The organism is Bradyrhizobium sp. CCGUVB14, from assembly GCF_024199935.1.
Taxonomy (GTDB): domain Bacteria; phylum Pseudomonadota; class Alphaproteobacteria; order Rhizobiales; family Xanthobacteraceae; genus Bradyrhizobium.
Map to the genome: position 1 here is coordinate 6,517,806 of NZ_JANADS010000001.1, position 17,896 is coordinate 6,535,701.

Sequence of the window (17,896 nt, forward strand, 5' to 3'; positions counted from 1 at the left end):
TTTTTGGCGAGATGATGCTCGCTTGCGGCGAGGCACGCAAGCCTTGTGTCGTCCGCCATGCAAGCGTCACGATCGACGAGCTGCGTCAGCAAATTGGTCAAGACGCGCTGCGCGCACCGCCTGTCAGCGGGCCGCAGAGCGTAGACCTATTGGCTCATCCGCCCTCATCGGGCGAGGTGCGGTCTGGTCTGACGCGAGAGGTAGAGTGAACTGGAAGACGGCGCCTCGCGGCTCGTTTGCACCAGCCCACATCCGTCCGCCATGCGCCTCGATGATCGAGCGGCAAATGGCGAGGCCCATCCCCATGCCAGTGGGCTTGGTGGTGTAGAAGGCTTCGAACAGGCGCTCCACGTTCTTCGGATCCAACCCGAGACCGGAATCCCGCAAAGTGACGTGCACGCCGTCCGATGCATCCCAACCGGTGCTGATCAGCAACTCGCGTTCCCCCTCACCGACCGCGGCCATCGCCTCGATCGCGTTGACGATCAGGTTGAGCACCACTTGCTGAAGTTGAACCCGATCTGCCTGAACGGCCGGCAAGCCCTCGGCAAACTGCGTTCGCACCGAGACGCTGTTCTTGAACGCTTCGCTGCGGGTCAGCGCGATGACCTCAAGCACCGCCGGGTTGATCTCCAGATTCTCTTTTTGTGGGGGAGCATTCCTGATGAGCGCCCGAATCCGGCCGATGATGTCGCCGGCGCGCATGCCGTCACTGGTAATCCAGCCGAACGTCTGTCGAACCCGCTCCAGATTCGGCGGCTGGGCCTCCAGCCAGTTCAACCCGGCCTCGGCGTTCGCCACCATCGCGGCGATCGGCTGGTTGACTTCATGGGCAATCGAAGCGGTGAGCTGCCCCATCGTGGTGACGCGATTTGCGTGCGCGAGCTCCATCAGGGCTTCACGGTAGCGCCGCTCGTGTTCGCGGCTTTCGGCTTCCGCCCGCTTGAGTGGCGTCAGATCAAGGACGAAGCCGACGCCATTATCCGTACCTTGCCCAAACATGGTCCCGCCGATCAGCACCGGCACACGGCTTCCGTCCTTGCGCACATACTCCTTCTCGAATGGTTGCGCCGACCCGATCCGCTTCAATTCCGTCACGGTCTGCAAATCGCGATCGCGCCATTCCGGCGGTGTGAGGTCGGTCCGATGCAGACGCCCCGAGGCGAGATCCTCCCGATCGTACCCCACGATGCGAAGGAATGCATCGTTGGCCTCCAGAATGCGTCCCTCGACTTCCCAGATGATGATGCCGATGATGTTGGCATCGAACAGGCGCCGGATCTTGATATCTCGCGCTGCAAGATCGCTCTGGAGCTGGATGTTCTCCTCGGTCGCCATTCTTCGCCGTTTCGCTTCGAGCCGCGCGAGCGCCAGCGCAGCTCCGGCCAGCGCGACGACGAGGACAACGGCGCCGGCGATCAGCCAGGTCCAGCGACGCTCGAATGCTTCAGCGCGCGCCTCCCGGTCGGCGAGCCGAAAGCGCTCGTGATCCACCATCTGGTCGATTTGCGAGCGGATCTCATCCATGCTGCGGATCATTGCCAGCGCGGCCAGCCCGGACGTGCCGGCCGTCTTCAGCAGCTCGTCGATTTCGCGTAGCGTTGCCGCAACGGTCAGTGCCAGATGTCCGGCCCGAAGGCCTTGCAACGGATCGTCCGCGACCAGCGTCTGTAGCGCCTGGGCCTCCCGTCGTACACTTTCGTCAGAGACGCCGTAGGCCTTGAGATAGGCGGGGTCGAGAGTCATGAGATACCCGCGCCGTTCGGTCTCCAGTTCCGCGACGATCGCCCGCAGCCGATCGAGCGTTTCGAGCACCTGGCGGCTATGCTCGGTGAATTGATGAGCTGCTTGCCGCTCCTCCCAATATTGCAGGCCGAGGAAGCCGGTCGCGGTAAACAGGGCCACCAGCACTGCGACCGCAAGGATCAGCGGACGAGTAAACCACCGCAGATAATACCCAGGAGCGAAGACTGGCATGGCCGTGGATCATCGACGCGCGTCGGAGCGGAGTGTTGCCGGAACGATAGCATGGGTGGGTCCGCGCAGGTGAGCGGGGAACCAGCCATTCTCGACGCACGCTACGCCGGCGCCGAAATCCGCCGGTTGGCGGGGCACAATGTCACGGCTGACGTCCCCTTTGGTGCAATTGACTGCCCGCAATTTGAAGCGCCAACATGGTACCAGGCGGAAACTCATGGAGCGGTGGGGTGTCAACCAGCCGTCGGAGCTTCGTCAAGGGATTGGGAGCGGCGGGAGCCGTCTTGCCCGCAGTCGGGCTGTTGCCGGGGCGAGGCCTGGCGGAAGATGCTCCCCCGGGCTATGCCGCCGCGATCGACTGGAAGCAATTTGCGGGACAGACGATCGCGCTTTCGGGCGCGATCCATCCGTGGTCGAATGCGATCGCGCCGCTGTTGCCGGAGTTCACCATACTCACCGGCATCAACGTCACCATCGATTTCCAACTGGAAACCACCTACCTCGGCGCCACGCCGATCAAGCTCGCCCGCGGCAGCAGCACGCCCGACGTCTTCATGTTCACGACCTATGGCCAGGGCATCTCGAACGGATGGCTGGAGCCGCTCAACGGCTATTTTTCCAACAGGTCGCTGACCGATCCTGCGTGGTATGACGAGGGCGACCTGCTCAAGACGGCTAGAGCTTTCCCGCTGTGGTCGGACGGCGAACGGTATGCCGTTCCGATTACCTCCGAGGCGATGACGCTTTTCGTCAACAAGGATGCGCTGGCAGCCAAGGACCAGCCGCTTCCCCGGACTTTCGACGAGCTGCTTGTCGTGGCCAGGGCGGTCAAGACCAACGGGATGTCGGGGATCACCATGCGGGCCCAGGCCGGCGGCAATTCCTCCCCACCGGCCATGGGTTTCGTGTTCTCCTACGGCGGGGCCATGGTCGAGCACAACAAGGTCGCTTTCGCGAGCCCGGAGGCGATCGCGGCCGTCGAGATGTACGGACAGCTGCTCAGCCAGGCCGGGCCTGCCGGCGTCGGCAGCTATGAATGGTACAACGTGCTGGACGACTTCCTTCAGGGGCGGACGGCGATGGCGATCGACAGCAGCAACTTCGCGACCGACATCTCCAATCCTGCGAAAAGCCATGTCGCCAAGCAGGCCGGGTTTGCAACCTTTCCGCATCTCGCCGGTCGCGGACCCGTCCCCTTCATGTCGCACTGGCAGGCGTGCATCAATTCCAAATCGCGAAACAAGCGGGCGGCTTTCCTGTTCCTGCTCTGGGCGACGAGCAAGGCGACCTCGTTGCGGACTGCCGCTGCGGGGCTGGCGACGACACGCGTGTCGGCCTGGTCGAGCGAGGGCTTCAAGACGGCGTTCGGCTCGGAGGCAGCAGAGGCGGCGCTGACCAATTTGCAGAATGCCGATGTCGACCGCGCCAAGGCGATCCTTTTCCATCCGCAATCGAGACCGATCCTGGACGCCTTCATGATCGGCGTGAATGAAGTGGTCAACGGTGCGAAATCGGCGAAGGATGCGATGACGGGCGCAGCCGAAAGGGCCAATGCGGCGATCCGCGGGTAGCGGCGATGCGCCATGCGATCGGAAGACATGGGGCCATGCCGCGTGCGGCCCCATCGCGCCCAATTAGCCGAAAACCACCTCATGCCGCATCACGAACGGGTCGAGCAGCGCGTGCACCTCGCCGGCGACCGCCTCCTGCTTGTCCCCCGGCGCGCCCACAACCGTCACGGTTGCGATCGAGCCGTGGCTGCCATGGGCGCCGACCTTGACCTTGCAGTCGATGCCGCGCGCGGTCAGCGGCGTCAGCACTTTCGTGAACACGCGCTGCGCCGCGTCCCAGCGCAGTTGCGGCTTGAATACCTTGCCGACGCCGGTCACCGGCATCGGATCGATCGGAATGATCTGCACCGGAACGGCGGCGCGCTCCGGCGTGCGCTCGCGCACCCACGTCTCGAGCTCGCCGGGCTCGACGGACGCGCCGGGCTTCAACTGCACATATCCAACCGGCAGCTCGCCTGCGTAAGCGTCGGGTTGGCCGACCACCGCAGCGAAACCGACGGCGGGATGGCGGAACATGATCTCCTCGATCGGTGCCGGATCGATGTTGTGACCGCCGCGAATCACGAGGTCCTTGGCGCGGCCGGTGATCCAGAGATAGCCGTCGGCATCGAGCCGGCCGAGATCGCCGGAATTGACCCAGACCTCGTCGACGAAGGCCCCCTTGTTGTGGGCGTCGTTGAGATAGCCACCGAACACGCCGGGCCCGGCCATGATAACGACGCCGATCTCGTCCGGCTTGCAATCGCGGATCAGGTTGCCATCGGCATCGAGCTGCACGATGCGGACGCGCGCGTATGGCATGGGAAGACCGACCGAACCGAGCCGGATCGGTCGGCTCGGATAGGCGAGCGTATGCACGCTCGATGTCTCGGTCATGCCGTAAACTTCGACCACCGGCAGCTTGAGTTTTTCCTGGATCGCAGATCCCACCGCGACCGGGATCGCCGAGCCGCCACCGGCTGCATATTTCAGGCTGGAGATGTCGGCATTTCCGGGGGGCACCGCGAGCGTCGCGGCGAGCACCGTCGGCACGCTCGACAGCGCCTCGGGCTTGAAGCGCTCAACCAGGCCCCAGATGTTCTTCACCGCGTTCGGATTGCGCCAGCCGCTCGGCGACAGCACGACCAGCGAGCCGCCGGCGGAGAGCGTCAGCAGCACCTGCGTCAATGATCCGCCGACGTGAAACAGCGGCATGCCGAACAGCATGTTCGCGCCCGGTTTCGACTTCAGCAGCAGGTTGAGTGCCCAGGCCTGATAGACTTGGTTGGCGTGGGTATGCCGCACCAGTTTTGGTGTGCCGGTGGTGCCGCCCGTGTGGAAGTACGCAGCGATGTCGCTGCCCGAAATCTTGCGCCCGCCGACAAGCCGATCGGACGGCTGCTGCTTGATCAAATCGTTGAACGCGAAAATTCCGTTGGCGGGATCGCCGCCGGCCACCTGCACGATCGCCTTGAGGTGCTTGAGCTGCGGGCGGATCTGCTCGACCTTCTGCCAGATGTCGGTGCCCGGCATCGGCCCGAGCGCCACCAGGATTTTCGTGTTCGCCGCCTCCAGAATTTCCGCGATCTGGTGCGGCTCGAGCAGCGGGTTGACGGGATTGGCGATGCCGGCGGCCTCCGCACCGAACAGCGTCACAAAGGCATCGGGCAGCAACGGCAGCATGAAGGAGATGACATCGCCCTTTTCCGCGCCGAGCGCGTGAAACATGTTGGCGGCCTGCGTCACGCGCGCGATGAAGTCGCGGTAGGTGACGATGAGCGGCGTGTCCGCCGGATCGGCATTTTGCAGAAACTGGATTGCCGCCGCGTCGGGATTGCGCGCAGCTCCGAGCCTGATGGCATCATAGGTGCTCTCTGCCGCGACACGGTCCGCATAAGGGACCTGCTCGAAGGCCCGGACCTCCTCGTCCGTCAAGAGCTCCGGATAGTCATTGCCGATGAACCGATCGAGCGCGTGGATGCCCGCCATGGAATTCCGTCCTCCCTCGGATGCATTCCCTCGCCGCCTGTCTTTTGACATTTTGGTTCGGCGAGACCTCGACCGATGACCGATCGAGCGCGGACAGAATGATGGATGATTTGGCGTTCGTCCATGGCCTAACGGCTACGGTCGTAGCACTCGGGTGCGCGTCCTTTTGAACCTCCGCGTCCGATCCGGGGACCAAGAACATGCGTCGGATTCGCCGGCCAGCGTCCTGCCGCAAGACTCGAGGTGATCATGACCACGCCCCCGCGGGACCGCGCCACACGGCTGATCGTTGCACTCGCCATGACGTCGGCGATCACGGCAACGGCGATCGCCCTGCCGCGCGCCGCGCTCGCCGATGGCCCGCTCGACAAGATGCGGGCCAAGGTCACGGCCTTCATCGGCGACAAGATGCAGACGCTCGGCGGCTCACGCATCGTCTACCAGGTGGACAGCTCCGGCCTGCGCGAAAGCGTCGTCACGGATCTGCGCGACGACGTCTACAAGACCTTGCACGACGGCCATGTCGCCTTCTCCAATCTTGCGATCCGTGACGGCGGCGTCGACGTGAAGATCGCGGACGCCAAGGGCCGCGATCAGCTGGCGCGCAAACTCGCCTCGGCCGCGGACGGACTGCCCTCGCATGCGATTGCCGTGACCGACGGCGGCGACGGCGCGGTCAGGCTCGCGCCGACCGATGCCGCATCCGCTGCACGGCTGAATGACCTCGTCGAAGATTCCATTGCCATGATCGAGCAGCGCCTCAAGGATTCCGGCGTCAAGCTCGTCAGCGTCGTCCCTGACGGGACCGACCGCATCCGCATCGTCCTGCCCGGTGTGACCGACCCCGAGCGCGTCACCGCGATCTTCGCGCGGAAGGTCAAGGTCAGCTTCCGCCTGGTCGATGCCTCGATGTCACCGGAGCAGGCACAATCCGGCACACCGCCCGAAGGCACCGAAGTCCTGCTCGGTTTCAAGGACAAGCGACCCTATCTGGTCGCCAAGGACAGTGCGCTGGACGGCGACGACATCAGCTATGCGGCGCCCGGCTTTGCGGCCGGCACCAAGGACCCGGTCGCTTCGTTCCGCTTCAACGGACGCGGCACCCGGCGCCTCGCCCACGTCACGGAAGAGAGCGTCGGCAGACCCTTCGCCATCGTGCTCGACGACAAGGTGATCTCGGCCCCCGTGATCCGCGAGCCCATCACCGGCGGCTCGGTCCAGATCTCGGGCAATTTCACCCTCGAGGAAGCCAACAGCGTCGCCATGCTGGTCCGCGCCGGCGCGCTGCCCGGGCACCTGACCCTCGTCGATCAGCAGGTCATCCAGCCGGCCACCAAGCCCTGAGGCCCGGAGCCCCCGCCGCGCCGGACAGCTAAGTTCGCTCAAACTCCGTCCGAAGTCCGTTCGCGACGCCCGGGCCCACACCCCGGCAGCCCCGAATCACGGCTGCATCAAGGCCATACGCGCAACCAACGGGCAATTGCCGAAATGCCCGATCAGGCTAAAATTTGCCTCTTGCAGCATGACGGCCGAAGGCTTCATTCAAGCGGTCGTCATTCGATTTCGGCTATACGAATACCGAGCAGGACTGAAGGCCTTACGCAGGGATAGTACCATGCCGTCCGGCAGCGCAGACATTTCCTCGATCCTCGACCGCATTCTGGACGCGGCGACGGATAATCTCAGGATCGCGAAGATCCTGGTCCAGATGGGCCTCGATCCCAACAACGTCACCTACGACGCGATCTTCAACCGGCTGCTGGAGATCTTCGTCCACAACATCACGCTGGCCAACATGTTCGCCGCGGTCGGCGCCGGCTTCTTCGTCGCCACCCTGCTGATGCGGACCATGGTGCCCTTGCGCGTCGCCAACATGATCGGCTGCGCCTTCTTCGCCATCTTCGGCGCGCTTTCGGCCAATGTCTCGACGTTCCTGCTGTATCTGCTGTTGCTTCCGATCAACGCTCTTCGCCTGCGACAGATGCTCAAGCTGGTCAAGAAGGCGCGGCATGCGGCCGAGGGCGACATGTCGATCGAGTGGCTCAAGCCGTTCATGACCGAGCGCAAATATCGCCACGGCGACACGCTGTTCAAGCTGGGCGATCCGGCCAAGGACATGCTTCTCACGGTCACGGGCAAGTTCCTGGTCAAGGAGATCAACGTCGAGATCGGGCCCGGCGCGCTGATGGGCGAACTCGGCTTCCTCACGCCCGATAACCGGCGCACCGGAACGATCGAATGCATCGAAGACGGCCAGGTGCTGACGATCACCTATGACCGCCTGCTCGAGATCTACTTCCAGGACCCGCAGTTCGGCTATTACTTCCTGGTGCTGACCAGCCAGCGCCTCCTGCAAAACATCGATCGCCTGCAGAAGCAGCTGGCCGCGGCGCGGGCGCCGACCACGAACAGGATCGCGTAAACCGGGCGACCAATTCGGCCGCCCGGTTTTCCGATTTTTCCCGCGATCAGGCGTTGGTGCCGCCGTCGACCGTAAGATTCGCACCCGTAATGTACGACGCCTCCGGGCTGGCGACGAAGGCGACCAGCGCCGCCACCTCCTCCACCTTGCCGTAACGGTTGAGCGCGGTCGCCGCCTTCTGCGGGGTCGCCCAGTCGCCGGAGGCAGGGTTCAGATCAGTGTCGATCGGCCCCGGCTGCACGTTGTTGACGGTGATGCCGCGCTCCCCGACCTCGCGCGACAGCCCTTGCGTAAACATCCGGATCGCAGCCTTCGTCGCTGAGTAAGGCACCAGTCCCGGTGTCATCATGCGCTCGCCGACGCATGAGCCGATCGAGATGATTCGGCCGTTGTCGTTCATCTGCTTCAGCGCTGCCTGCGTGGCGATGAACACGCCGCGGATGTTGAGGTTGATCACCTGGTCGAGTTCCTCCAGCGCGGTCTCCTCGAACTTCTTGGGGATCGCGGTGCCCGCATTATTCACGAGCACGTCGAGCTTACCGAGCGTACTGACGGTCTTGTCGATCGCGGCCTGCACGGCCTTGGGATCGGTGGCATCAGCCTGAATGGCGATGGCCTTCCCGCCTGCGCCTTCGATCGCCTTGACGATTGCGGCCGCAGCATCCGCGCCTCGGCTGTAGGTGATGGCGACCTTGGCGCCATCACCTGCGAGCCGCTTGGCGATGGCAGCGCCGATTCCGCGCGAGCCGCCGGTGACGAGTGCAGTTTTGCCTTCGAGTTTCTTTGACATGTTGGACTTCCTTTTGAGGTCGGGAAAGAGACGGCGGCGGCCAGCTCAGAGTTTCGAGCCTCCGTCGACGTGAACTGTGTCGCCGGTGATCCAGCGCGCATCGGGAGAGGCGAGGAAGGCGACGGCATCTGCGATGTCGTCGGGCTCGGCGATCCGCTTCAAGGTCTGCATGCCGAGCGTATAGTCGCGCCCCGCATCGGTCTTGGTGAAGGACGACATCTCGGTCCCCACCACTCCGGGCGCCACCGCGTTGACGCGCACGCCTCGCGCGCCGAGCGCTGCCGCAAAATGCTTCACAAGCGTGTCGATCGCGCCCTTGGTCGCGGCATAGGCCGGCAGCGTGCCGACCACGGCATGCGCAGCCAGCGAGGAGACCAGCACGACGCTGCTGCCCTCATGCAGGGTGGGCAGCAATTGCTGCACCAGGAAGAAAGGCGCGCGGACGTTGACGGCGAACAGCCGGTCGAAATCCTCGACCGTGGTCTCCTCGATCACGGCCGCCTTGGCGACACCGGCGTTGGCAACCAGGATGTCGAGCCGGTCACCGACGATGCCGCGCACGCGGCTCGCCAGTTGATGCGCCCCATCAGGCGCGCCGAGATCGGCCCCGATGGCGTCGGCGCGACCGCCGTTCTTGCGAATCTCGGCGACCACGGCTTCCGCCTCCTTGGAGCCTTGGCCATAATGCACCAGCACCTGCGCGCCGCGCTTCGCCAGCGCCAGCGCCGAGGCATGGCCGATGCCGCGCGAAGCGCCGGTGACGAGAGCAGTCTTTCCTTTGAGGTCGGTCATGGTCTTGCTCACTTTCTCTGGAATGGTCTGGAAACGACTTAGCTGGCGGTCTTGCCGCCGTTGACGCGAATGATCTGGCCGGTGATGAACGAAGCCTGCTCCGATCCGACGAACAGCACCGCGTTCGCGATCTCGTCTGGCCTTGCGCCGCGCTTGAGGGGCACGGCCGCGTAGAACGCCGCCTTCTTCTCCGGCGATCCGGTCAGGCGATCGAGCATGGCGGTATCCGTCGGACCGGGAGCGACCGCATTGACGCGCACGCCGAAGGCCGCAGCTTCCAGGGCCGCTGACTTGGTCAGGCCTTCGACGGCATGCTTGCTGGCGGTGTAGAGTGCCAGGTTGGCCGCGCCCCGTTCGCCCATGGTCGAGGAGATGTTGATGATGCTGCCCGCGCCCTGCGCCTTCATCACGCGCAGCTCGTGCTTGATGCTGAGCAACGTTCCAAGCACGTTGGTGTTGAAGATGTCGGCGTAGCTTTGCTCGGTCTGCTCCCACACCGGGGCGGGAGTGCCTTCGACGCCGGCGTTGTTGACCGCAATATCGAGGCGGCCGAACCGCTTGACGGTCTTGTCAACGAGATCGCTGATCTCGGCTTCATTGCGGACGTCGGCCTTGACGAATTCGGCCTCCGCGCCAGGGTCGCGCAGCTCTGCGGCCAATGCCTGCCCGGCATCGTCCCGTCTGCCGGACACCGCCACCCGATGACCGGATCGCGCGAAGGAAACGGCAGTCGCCCGGCCGATACCAGCGAGCGCGCCCGTGATCAATACAACCGGGAAAGCCATGAAAATCCCTTTCTCTCTGCCTTTTCCGACGCTGCCAGATCGATTGGGTCCAACAGCATCGCTTCCGTGAGATAGGGAAAGGCTCTTTTCGTCGCCAAGACTTTGTTAGTTGCCTTTCATGCCTGACAGGTATGGGATGGTCGCCAGCGGCGCCTTTGCCTGGAGGCAATTGGGCCGCGAACCTGTTGAGAGGCATTTGCTCATGGAGCTGCGTCACCTCCGGTACTTCGTCGCTGTCGCCGAGGAAGGCAGCTTCACGGTTGCCGCCGAGAAGCGGCTGCGCACCGCGCAGCCCTCGCTCAGCCGCCAGATCCGTGACCTCGAATACGAGGTCGGCGTGCCCTTGTTTGCGCGCAGCGTGCACGGCGTCGAGCTGACGGTCGCGGGAAAGACCTTTCTCGATCACGCGCGCCTGGCGCTGACGCAAGCGGACGCGGCAATCGAGGCAGCGCGGCGCGCCGGCCGCCCCGAAAAATCACGCTTGGCACTCGGCTTCCTCACCGGGCAAGAAATCGACTGGCTGCCCGAGGCGATGCGCGTGCTGCGCGACGAGCTGCCGAACATCGACGTGACGGTGACGAGTGATTTTTCGCCCGTGCTAGCAGAGGGCCTGACGCGCGGCAGCCTCGACCTCGCCTTCATGCGGCGTGAGGCCAAATCGACCGATCTCGTCTACCAGACCGTGATCAAGGAGACGCTGGCCGCTGTGTTGCCGAGCGACCACCGTCTCGCCAAGCTGGACCGTGTCGAGCTTGCAAGGCTCGAGGGGACGCCTTTCATCAACGTTTCCGACACCGCGCCCGAGCTTTTCAAAATCATCAACGACCATTTGCGCGACAGCGGGCTCGGCATCGCGACCGCCCATGAGGCCGACAACATCGTCATGGCGGTGTCGATGGTCGCCTCCACCCGCGGCTTCGCGCTGCTGCCAAGCTATGTGAAGAACTTTCTACCCTGGTCCGTCGTCAGTCGCCCGCTCAAGGGCAAGGCGCCGACGATCGACCTCGTCGTCGGCTACCACAAGGCCAATGCCTCGCCGATCCTGGCGAAATTCATCTCGCGGTTGGGCGACCTGATCGAGCGCGCGACCAAGCACGTGCCGCGGTGATCGTGCCCGCGCGCTGCTCAGCTCAAGAGCAGCGCCATGCCCGGATCGCCCTTCTCCATCGCACGCCGGTAAGCCGGACGCGCGCCGATGCGGCCGAGATATTTGACCACGTTCGGGCATCGCGCGAGATCGTAGGGCTGGAAATAACGCATCGTCGTGAGCGAGAAGCCCATCATGATGTCGGCCGTGGTGAAGGTGCTGCCCGCGAGATACTCGGCATCGCGCACGCGCGCATCGACGAGATCGAAGGCACGGTCGATGCGCGCCTTGGTCGCGACCAGCATCGGATTGTCCTCGGCGAGCTTGAGCCGGTTCAGCAGCATCAGCCGGCCCATGCCGGCTTGCAGCGTGCCGTTGGCGAAGTGAAACCAGTAGAGGAATTGCGCGAAATCGGGCGCGTCCGGGCCGAGCACGAGGCGGCCCTTGCCGTATCTGGCCATGATGTAGTCGACGATGGCGCCGGATTCGGCGAGCACGAGATCGCCGTCGACGATGACGGGCGCCGACCCGATCGGATGCAGCGCCTTGTAGTCGGGCGGCGCCAGCATCGTGACGGAATCGCGCGCATAGCGCTTCAGCTCGTAGGGAATCCCGAGCTCCTCGCAGAGCCAGACGATGCGTTCGGATTGCGATTTGCCGAGATGATGGACGGTGAGCATGGGCGTCTCCTGCGGGCAGAGTTCCGCCCGGCCCAAGCATAGCGTAGCCAGGTGTCGCCTTGAAGATCGTTCAGGCGACCAGGCTGCGCAGCGCTCCGATCATCTTGTCCGGCGCATAGGGCTTGTTGAAGAAGCGGCTTCGTTCCGGCAGCTCGGCGTGCTCGACCAGCATGTGCCCGGAGACGACGACCAGTTGAATCGGTGGCCAGCGATTGCGCACGACTGCGGCCAGACGCAGCCCGTCCATTGAGCCGGGCATGTCGACGTCGGTCAGCACGATCCGGATATCGTCGCGGCTTTCCAGCATGACGATCGCCTCGTCCGCATTGTCTGCGAAGATCGGCGTCAAGCCGGCATCCTCGACGAGGTCGCCCGCAATCATCATCTGGAGAGGATCGTCCTCGACGACGAGCACGACGGGCTTCGCTGTCACTTCAATCTGCCCGTCCACTGTCTAAGCCTGCGACGCCGTGAGAGGTTCGTTCCGCAATCTGCCACCTGGCCGCGCTCGCCACCAGACTCGGATCGTGCGTTCGATGAGATGCCACCTTGTCCCGCATCGCGCTCGTGCCCGCGATGATGGCAGCATGTGAGTGAACTTTATAAGCTCGAGATCACGCGAAGGTTCCGCCGCGCTGGGTCACGGCGGCGTGACCCAGCGCATCGCCAACGACGATGCGACGGGTGAAACGTGGCAAGCGTTGGCTGCCTTACGCCGCCTCGTCGGTCACCATGCGCGCCACGACGCGGTCGCGGCGGATGAAGTGGTGCCAGAGGGCCGCGATCACATGGACCGCGATCAAGGCCAGCAGCACATAGGCAAAGAAGATGTGCCGATCCTCGAAGGCATCTGCCGCCGCCTTGTCCGGAGAGGTGAATTGCGGCACGTGAAACAGGCCGAAGAAGTCCGAATAGTTGGTCGCGCGCGCGCCGGAATGCGCCCAGCCCAACATCGCGACCAGGATCACGACGAGATAGAGCGCGCTGTGGCTGACATAGGCAGCGATCTTCTGCCAACGCGTGGTCTCGGCCGGCAGCGCCGGGGTCGGATTGATGGCGCGCCAGACCAGGCGCAGCACCGTGAGCAGCAGGATCACGTAGCCGATGTCGGCGTGGATCGAACGGTAGAAAAACCGATCGGGCCGTGCGGGAAAATGGTTCATCCACCAGCCGAAGGCGATCATGCCGATGATCGCCAGCGCCAGGCCCCAGTGAAACCACCGGGCGACGCTCCCCCAGCCGGTCCTCGTGTTTCTGATCATGTCGGCTCCCGAAAATTTGCGGATGTCCCAACCGCAGCGCAGCACGGCTGCAAATAGCGGGAACATGCGGCAAAGGTGAAATTGAATCGTTCCAAACTGGGCGTCGGCCGCCCCCGCCGCAAAACCGCCCTAAAAACCGAATGGTAACCATGGCGGGCTAGGGTAATCACGTGACCAATTCCCCGACGATCCTGGTATTCGACTCCGGTCTTGGCGGCCTCACCGTGCTGCGTGAGGTCGTGGCCGCGCGCCCGGACGCCCATTACGTCTACGTCGCCGACGATGCCTTCTTCCCCTATGGCCATCACAGCGAGGACGAGATCATTGCCCGCGTGGTGCCGCTGATGGGGGAGCTGATCGGCACCCATGATCCTGACCTCGTCGTCATCGCCTGCAACACCGCCTCCACCCTGGTCCTATCGCATCTGCGGGCCGCTTATTCCGTGCCCTTCGTCGGCACGGTGCCGGCGATCAAGCCGGCCTGCGCCCGCTCGAAGACCCGCCGCGTCTCGGTGCTCGGCACCAAGGGCACGGTGAAGCGCGAATACACCAAGGCGCTGATCCGTGATTACGCACTGGGCTGCGAGGTCACGCTGGTCGGCTCGCCCGAATTGGCCTCGCTCGCGGAGCGCGAGCTCAGCGGTCACCCGATCAGCGACGGCGATATCCTCACCGAACTCACCCCCTGCTTCGTCGGCGATGCCGCGGACGCGGGCGCGCGCACCGACACCGTGGTGCTTGCCTGCACGCATTATCCGCTGCTGCTCGACCGGATGAAGAAGCTCGCGCCATGGCCGGTCGAGTGGATCGACCCGGCACCTGCGATCGCCCGCCGCGTCTCGGATCTGCTTGGCGCATCGACCTGCGGCATCGTGCAGTCCGGCGCCGAGATGATTTTCACGTCGAACCGCGTGCATGGCCTCAGCGCCACGCTGACGCCGTTCTTCGGCGGGCGCGCGGTCGCCTGACTTGCGCCGCGGCGGCGCGCTGCTAGGCTCCGCCGTCGTCATCCCTCCGCAGGTCATCACATGCCGGTCCCCGCAACGCCGCTCAATAGCCTCCGCCAATTGTGGAGCGAAGGCCGCCCCGCCTTCGGCGCGATCGCAACGATCCCGAGTGTGCAGATGGTGCAGATCATGGCGCGCTCGCTCGACTGGATCATCGTCGATCTCGAGCACGGCCCGATCGGATTGACGGAAGCGCATGCAATGATCGCCGCGACGACGGGCACGCCGTGCACGCCGCTGGTGCGGATCGCGGCGAACGAGCCGTGGCTTGCGAAAGCGCCGATGGACATCGGCGCCTTCGGCATCAATTTCCCGATGATCACGAACCGCAGCGAGGCGGAGAAGGCGGTGCGCAGCGTACGCTATCCGCCGCGCGGCGATCGTCTGTGGGGTCCGTTCCACGCGCCGTTCCGCTGGGGCCAGTCGATGCCGGACTACATGGCGTCAGCCGACGACGAGATGATCTGCATGATCACCATCGAGCATGTCGATGCCGTCAACCGCATCGACGAGATCATGGCAACGCCAGGCATCGACGTCGCCGTCATCGGCCCCGGCGATCTCGCCACCTCCATCAACAAGCGCGGACGGATGGACGATCCCGAGCTGCTCGAACTGGTCGCCCGCGCGGAGGCCGGCATCCTCAGAAGCGGCGTCCCGATCGGCGGCGTGGCCCGTACCGCAGACCAGGCCAACGCCCTGATTGATCGCGGCTACCGCGCGATCGCGCTCGGCTTCGACTGGTCGCTGTTCCAGCGCGGCATCATGGCGGCCTTCGACGGTATCAAGCGCTGAACAGGCCGGTTGCCACCTTGCCGGGAACAGCGGCACTGCTAGGGTCGGCCGTTCCAGAGAGGAAAAACCATGCTCAAAAAGACTTTGCTCGCTCTGACCTTCACCAGCCTCGCCGTCGCTGCCTTCGCCCAACAGACCGGCATCAAGCGCACCCCGCTCCAGAAAGTCGAATTCCCGGATGGCTACAACACCGTTACCGCCATCGCGGAAGTCCCGGCGGGCGGGGCGGCAGGACGCCATACCCATCCCGGCGTTGAGACCGGCTACGTGCTCGAAGGCGAGCTCAATCTGCTGGTCGATGGGCAGCCGGAGAAGACCCTGAAAGCCGGTGATTCCTACCAGATCCCGGCAGGCGTCGTGCACGACGCCAAGGCTCATGGGGATAAGGCCATGAAAGTGCTGGGAGTTTACATCGTCGACAAGACCAAGCCGCTGGCCTCGCCGGCCCCCTGACAGGGCCGAACCGATACGCCCCCAGGCGGTTGGTTCGTGCTAGAGCAGACGGCGAGCGGGCGCCCCCTCGTCGTCGCTCATTTTCAATCCGCGGGAACCGGAGAACGATGCGCGGTCAACCTAAGAACATTTCGCTGCCGCGCCGCCTGATTATCGACCTCATGCGCGCCTCGATGGGCGTGCCGTTCGTCTCGCTGTCCCGCTCGCTCAATATCCGGCCGCTACTGGACGCCCGTGGGGGCGCGATGGCGCCTGCCGGCTGGGCCGCGATGTTCGTCAAGGCCTTTGCCCTGGTCGCCAGGGACGAGCCGGTCCTGCGCACCGTCTATGCCAAATGGCCCTGGCCATCGCTTTACGAGCTGCCGAAGAGCGTGGCGCTGATCGCCATCGCCCGGGTCGAGGACGGCGAGGAATGCGTGATGCCGCAGCGAATCGCGGCTCCCGAGACCATGACTCTGGCCGCGATCGACGCCGAAATCCGGCGCGCCAAGACCGCGCCGATCGACGACGTCCCGATGTTCCGCAAGATCATGCGGGCGACCCGCCTGCCGCTGCCGCTGCGGCGGCTGTCCTGGGCGGTGGGGTTAAATTTCGGCCGGCAGCGGGGCAATTGGTTCGGCAGTTTCCAGGTGAGCTCGGTGGCCGCCTATGGCGGCGGCGAGCTCCATCCGGTCACGCCCGGCCCCTTCATCGTCAGCTACGGGGTCGTCGAGCCCGACCAGACCATCCATGTCGTGATCCGCTGGGACCATCGGGTCACGGATGCCGCCCCCATCGCCCGGGTCCTGACCCGGCTGGAACAGGTGCTAAACACTGAAATCGCTGCCGAATTACGGGCGGCTGGCGCCAAACCGATCCGGGCCGTCGGAACCTGATTCCGGGGCCGTTCGCATTGACAAATCGGCCCAAACTCTCCTAAAAGCCCCCTGCTCGCGGGCCGATTTCGGCCCGCGAAGCGTTTCGCGACCCGTGGTCCTGTTCCTTCAAGCTTTGGGGATCGGATCTGTCAGTGCCGGGCTAGCCCGTCACCCAGGAGGGCGCGTTTCCTCAAACCATGCAACCGAAGAGGACGCGATGACTAAGCGCAGTGAGGCGAAGTACAAACTCGATCGCCGTATGGGCCAGAACATCTGGGGCCGCCCGAAGAGCCCCGTGAACCGCAGGGAATACGGCCCCGGCCAGCACGGCCAGCGCCGCAAGGGCAAGCTTTCCGACTTCGGCGTGCAGCTGCGCGCCAAGCAGAAGCTGAAGGGCTACTACGCCAACATTTCCGAACGTCAGTTCCACGGCATCTATGTCGAGGCGAGCCGCCTCAAGGGTGACACCGGCGAGAACCTGATCGGCCTGCTCGAGCGTCGTCTCGACGCGGTCGTGTACCGCGCCAAGTTCGTCTCGACGATCTTCGCCGCGCGCCAGTTCATCAACCACGGCCACATCAAGGTGAACGGCCGCAAGGTCAACATCTCGAGCTACCAGATCAAGGTCGGCGACGTGATCGAGGTCAAGGAAGCCTCCAAGCAGCTCGCCCACGTTCTCGAAGCCAGCCAGCTCCCCGAGCGCGACACCCCCGATTATCTCGAAGTCGACCACGGCAAGATGACCGCCAAGTACGTGCGCATCCCCGGCCTCTCCGACGTGCCGTTCCCGGTGCAGATGGAGCCCCATCTGGTCGTCGAATTCTATTCGCGCTAAGATCTGAATACCGAAAGGCCCCGGTTCGCCGGGGCCTTTTCATTTGCGGCTGCCACTCCCACGTCTGAAGTGATCTGTGCTATGATTGCGGTGAGTGGAGATGATCATGACGCGTCTTCTGGAAGAGGCCTTCACCAAGGTTTCCGGACTGCCCGATTCAGAGCAGGACGAACTGGCGCGGACCCTGCTTGAACTCGCCGGGGTCGATCAGCCGCCGATCCAGCTGACAGCAGCAGAAGAGGCAGATCTCGCCGACGCCGAAGCTGAAATTGCCCGTGGCGAGCTTGCCACGGCCGACGAAGTTCGCGCCATGTGGGCCAAGCACGGGCTGTGAATGTTCGCTACACGAAGCGGGCGCTCGCCCAGATCGACGCAGTTCTGACTTACATCGATGCGCGCTCGCCCCAGGGAGCCAGCCATGTGCGCGACCGCATTGTCGCGCTCATCACACTGCTTGGGGATCACCCCTATGCCGGACGGCAGACCACACGCGCATACGTCCGTCGCTTGCCGGTCAACCCTTATCCTTATCTGATCGATTATCGTGTGACCTCGACAGAAATCGTTATTATGCGATTTCGCCACGCTGCGCGGCGTCCACCCAGAACTGGCTGA

The 17,896-nt window shown here is 64.4% G+C and carries 18 protein-coding genes and 2 pseudogenes; 11 read left to right on the forward strand and 9 right to left on the reverse strand.

Annotated features, from left to right (window positions below):
- Positions 1-123: 123 nt before the first annotated feature.
- Positions 124-1,419: pseudogene (locus NLM32_RS30650) on the reverse strand (sensor histidine kinase); the annotation flags it as partial.
- A 93-nt stretch (positions 1,420-1,512) separates the two neighbouring features.
- Positions 1,513-1,977 (reverse strand): annotated as a pseudogene (locus NLM32_RS30655) (CHASE3 domain-containing protein); the annotation flags it as partial.
- Positions 1,978-2,207: 230 nt separating this feature from the next.
- Between NLM32_RS30655 and NLM32_RS30660 the strand changes: the two are divergent.
- Positions 2,208-3,548, forward strand: a complete 1,341-nt coding sequence (locus NLM32_RS30660; RefSeq protein ID WP_254132479.1) for an extracellular solute-binding protein — start codon at positions 2,208-2,210, stop codon at positions 3,546-3,548.
- A 63-nt stretch (positions 3,549-3,611) separates the two neighbouring features.
- Here the strand turns inward: NLM32_RS30660 and NLM32_RS30665 are convergent, their stop codons facing one another.
- The gene (locus tag NLM32_RS30665; protein ID WP_254132480.1) at positions 3,612-5,516 is read right to left on the reverse strand and encodes an acyl-CoA synthetase; all 1,905 of its coding nucleotides are present in this window, start codon (positions 5,514-5,516) and stop codon (positions 3,612-3,614) included.
- 249 nt (positions 5,517-5,765) lie between these two features.
- On the opposite strand from NLM32_RS30665, the gene NLM32_RS30670 reads away from it, so the two are divergent.
- Positions 5,766-6,860: a preprotein translocase subunit SecD gene (locus tag NLM32_RS30670; RefSeq protein ID WP_254132481.1), complete on the forward strand. Its 1,095-nt coding sequence runs from the start codon at positions 5,766-5,768 to the stop codon at positions 6,858-6,860.
- 271 nt (positions 6,861-7,131) lie between these two features.
- The gene (locus tag NLM32_RS30675; protein ID WP_254132482.1) at positions 7,132-7,938 is read left to right on the forward strand and encodes a Crp/Fnr family transcriptional regulator; all 807 of its coding nucleotides are present in this window, start codon (positions 7,132-7,134) and stop codon (positions 7,936-7,938) included.
- 46 nt (positions 7,939-7,984) lie between these two features.
- Here NLM32_RS30675 and NLM32_RS30680 read toward each other — a convergent pair whose 3' ends face one another.
- The 3 genes from NLM32_RS30680 to NLM32_RS30690 are packed head-to-tail and all read right to left on the reverse strand — an operon-like array spanning position 7,985 to position 10,305.
- A complete protein-coding gene (locus NLM32_RS30680) occupies positions 7,985-8,728 on the reverse strand; it encodes a 3-oxoacyl-ACP reductase family protein (protein WP_254132483.1) in 744 nt (247 codons plus the stop codon).
- A 45-nt stretch (positions 8,729-8,773) separates the two neighbouring features.
- Entirely contained in the window at positions 8,774-9,520 is a 747-nt protein-coding gene (locus NLM32_RS30685) for an SDR family NAD(P)-dependent oxidoreductase (RefSeq protein ID WP_254132484.1), read from the reverse strand.
- Positions 9,521-9,558: 38 nt separating this feature from the next.
- Positions 9,559-10,305, reverse strand: a complete 747-nt coding sequence (locus NLM32_RS30690) for an SDR family NAD(P)-dependent oxidoreductase (RefSeq protein WP_254132485.1) — start codon at positions 10,303-10,305, stop codon at positions 9,559-9,561.
- Positions 10,306-10,507: 202 nt separating this feature from the next.
- Between NLM32_RS30690 and NLM32_RS30695 the strand changes: the two genes are divergently transcribed.
- Complete coding sequence (locus tag NLM32_RS30695) at positions 10,508-11,413, forward strand: LysR family transcriptional regulator (RefSeq protein ID WP_254132486.1); 906 nt, start codon at positions 10,508-10,510, stop codon at positions 11,411-11,413.
- A 17-nt stretch (positions 11,414-11,430) separates the two neighbouring features.
- Here NLM32_RS30695 and NLM32_RS30700 read toward each other — a convergent pair whose 3' ends face one another.
- The 3 genes from NLM32_RS30700 to NLM32_RS30710 all read right to left on the reverse strand — a co-directional run bounded on the left by NLM32_RS30700 (position 11,431) and on the right by NLM32_RS30710 (position 13,334).
- Complete coding sequence (locus NLM32_RS30700; RefSeq protein WP_254132487.1) at positions 11,431-12,072, reverse strand: glutathione S-transferase family protein; 642 nt, start codon at positions 12,070-12,072, stop codon at positions 11,431-11,433.
- Positions 12,073-12,142: 70 nt separating this feature from the next.
- On the reverse strand, positions 12,143-12,505 hold the full coding sequence (locus tag NLM32_RS30705; protein ID WP_309144865.1) for a response regulator: 363 nt from the start codon (positions 12,503-12,505) through the stop codon (positions 12,143-12,145).
- Positions 12,506-12,782: 277 nt separating this feature from the next.
- Positions 12,783-13,334: a cytochrome b gene (locus tag NLM32_RS30710; protein ID WP_254132488.1), complete on the reverse strand. Its 552-nt coding sequence runs from the start codon at positions 13,332-13,334 to the stop codon at positions 12,783-12,785.
- Between the two features lie 170 nt (positions 13,335-13,504).
- On the opposite strand from NLM32_RS30710, the gene murI reads away from it, so the two are divergent.
- From murI to NLM32_RS30745, 7 genes are all read left to right on the forward strand, one after another.
- Positions 13,505-14,302, forward strand: coding sequence for a glutamate racemase (murI, locus tag NLM32_RS30715; protein WP_254132489.1), 798 nt, complete (start codon positions 13,505-13,507; stop codon positions 14,300-14,302).
- A 60-nt stretch (positions 14,303-14,362) separates the two neighbouring features.
- Positions 14,363-15,136 carry an HpcH/HpaI aldolase/citrate lyase family protein gene (locus NLM32_RS30720; RefSeq protein ID WP_254132490.1) on the forward strand — a complete coding sequence of 258 codons (774 nt, stop codon included), beginning with the start codon at positions 14,363-14,365 and terminating at the stop codon, positions 15,134-15,136.
- A 69-nt stretch (positions 15,137-15,205) separates the two neighbouring features.
- Complete coding sequence (locus tag NLM32_RS30725; RefSeq protein ID WP_254132491.1) at positions 15,206-15,589, forward strand: cupin domain-containing protein; 384 nt, start codon at positions 15,206-15,208, stop codon at positions 15,587-15,589.
- Between the two features lie 107 nt (positions 15,590-15,696).
- A complete protein-coding gene (locus NLM32_RS30730; RefSeq protein WP_254132492.1) occupies positions 15,697-16,464 on the forward strand; it encodes an acyltransferase in 768 nt (255 codons plus the stop codon).
- Positions 16,465-16,663: 199 nt separating this feature from the next.
- On the forward strand, positions 16,664-17,281 hold the full coding sequence (gene rpsD, locus NLM32_RS30735) for a 30S ribosomal protein S4 (protein ID WP_092228027.1): 618 nt from the start codon (positions 16,664-16,666) through the stop codon (positions 17,279-17,281).
- Between the two features lie 106 nt (positions 17,282-17,387).
- Positions 17,388-17,615, forward strand: a complete 228-nt coding sequence (locus tag NLM32_RS30740) for a hypothetical protein (protein ID WP_254132493.1) — start codon at positions 17,388-17,390, stop codon at positions 17,613-17,615.
- The gene (locus tag NLM32_RS30745) at positions 17,612-17,896 is read left to right on the forward strand and encodes a type II toxin-antitoxin system RelE/ParE family toxin (RefSeq protein ID WP_254132494.1); all 285 of its coding nucleotides are present in this window, start codon (positions 17,612-17,614) and stop codon (positions 17,894-17,896) included. Before NLM32_RS30740 ends, NLM32_RS30745 begins: the two co-directional genes overlap by 4 nt.

Bases quoted from the DNA above. Each gene is read 5' to 3' on its own strand.
- NLM32_RS30665 (WP_254132480.1), bottom strand. From the start codon at position 5,516: ATGGCGGGCATCCACGCGCTCGATCGGTTCATCGGCAATGACTATCCG.
- NLM32_RS30670 (WP_254132481.1), top strand. From the start codon at position 5,766: ATGACCACGCCCCCGCGGGACCGCGCCACACGGCTGATCGTTGCACTC.
- NLM32_RS30675 (WP_254132482.1), top strand. From the start codon at position 7,132: ATGCCGTCCGGCAGCGCAGACATTTCCTCGATCCTCGACCGCATTCTG.
- NLM32_RS30680 (WP_254132483.1), bottom strand. From the start codon at position 8,728: ATGTCAAAGAAACTCGAAGGCAAAACTGCACTCGTCACCGGCGGCTCG.
- NLM32_RS30685 (WP_254132484.1), bottom strand. From the start codon at position 9,520: ATGACCGACCTCAAAGGAAAGACTGCTCTCGTCACCGGCGCTTCGCGC.
- NLM32_RS30690 (WP_254132485.1), bottom strand. From the start codon at position 10,305: ATGGCTTTCCCGGTTGTATTGATCACGGGCGCGCTCGCTGGTATCGGC.
- NLM32_RS30695 (WP_254132486.1), top strand. From the start codon at position 10,508: ATGGAGCTGCGTCACCTCCGGTACTTCGTCGCTGTCGCCGAGGAAGGC.
- NLM32_RS30700 (WP_254132487.1), bottom strand. From the start codon at position 12,072: ATGCTCACCGTCCATCATCTCGGCAAATCGCAATCCGAACGCATCGTC.
- NLM32_RS30710 (WP_254132488.1), bottom strand. From the start codon at position 13,334: ATGATCAGAAACACGAGGACCGGCTGGGGGAGCGTCGCCCGGTGGTTT.
- NLM32_RS30720 (WP_254132490.1), top strand. From the start codon at position 14,363: ATGCCGGTCCCCGCAACGCCGCTCAATAGCCTCCGCCAATTGTGGAGC.
- NLM32_RS30725 (WP_254132491.1), top strand. From the start codon at position 15,206: ATGCTCAAAAAGACTTTGCTCGCTCTGACCTTCACCAGCCTCGCCGTC.
- NLM32_RS30730 (WP_254132492.1), top strand. From the start codon at position 15,697: ATGCGCGGTCAACCTAAGAACATTTCGCTGCCGCGCCGCCTGATTATC.
- rpsD (WP_092228027.1), top strand. From the start codon at position 16,664: ATGACTAAGCGCAGTGAGGCGAAGTACAAACTCGATCGCCGTATGGGC.
- NLM32_RS30740 (WP_254132493.1), top strand. From the start codon at position 17,388: ATGACGCGTCTTCTGGAAGAGGCCTTCACCAAGGTTTCCGGACTGCCC.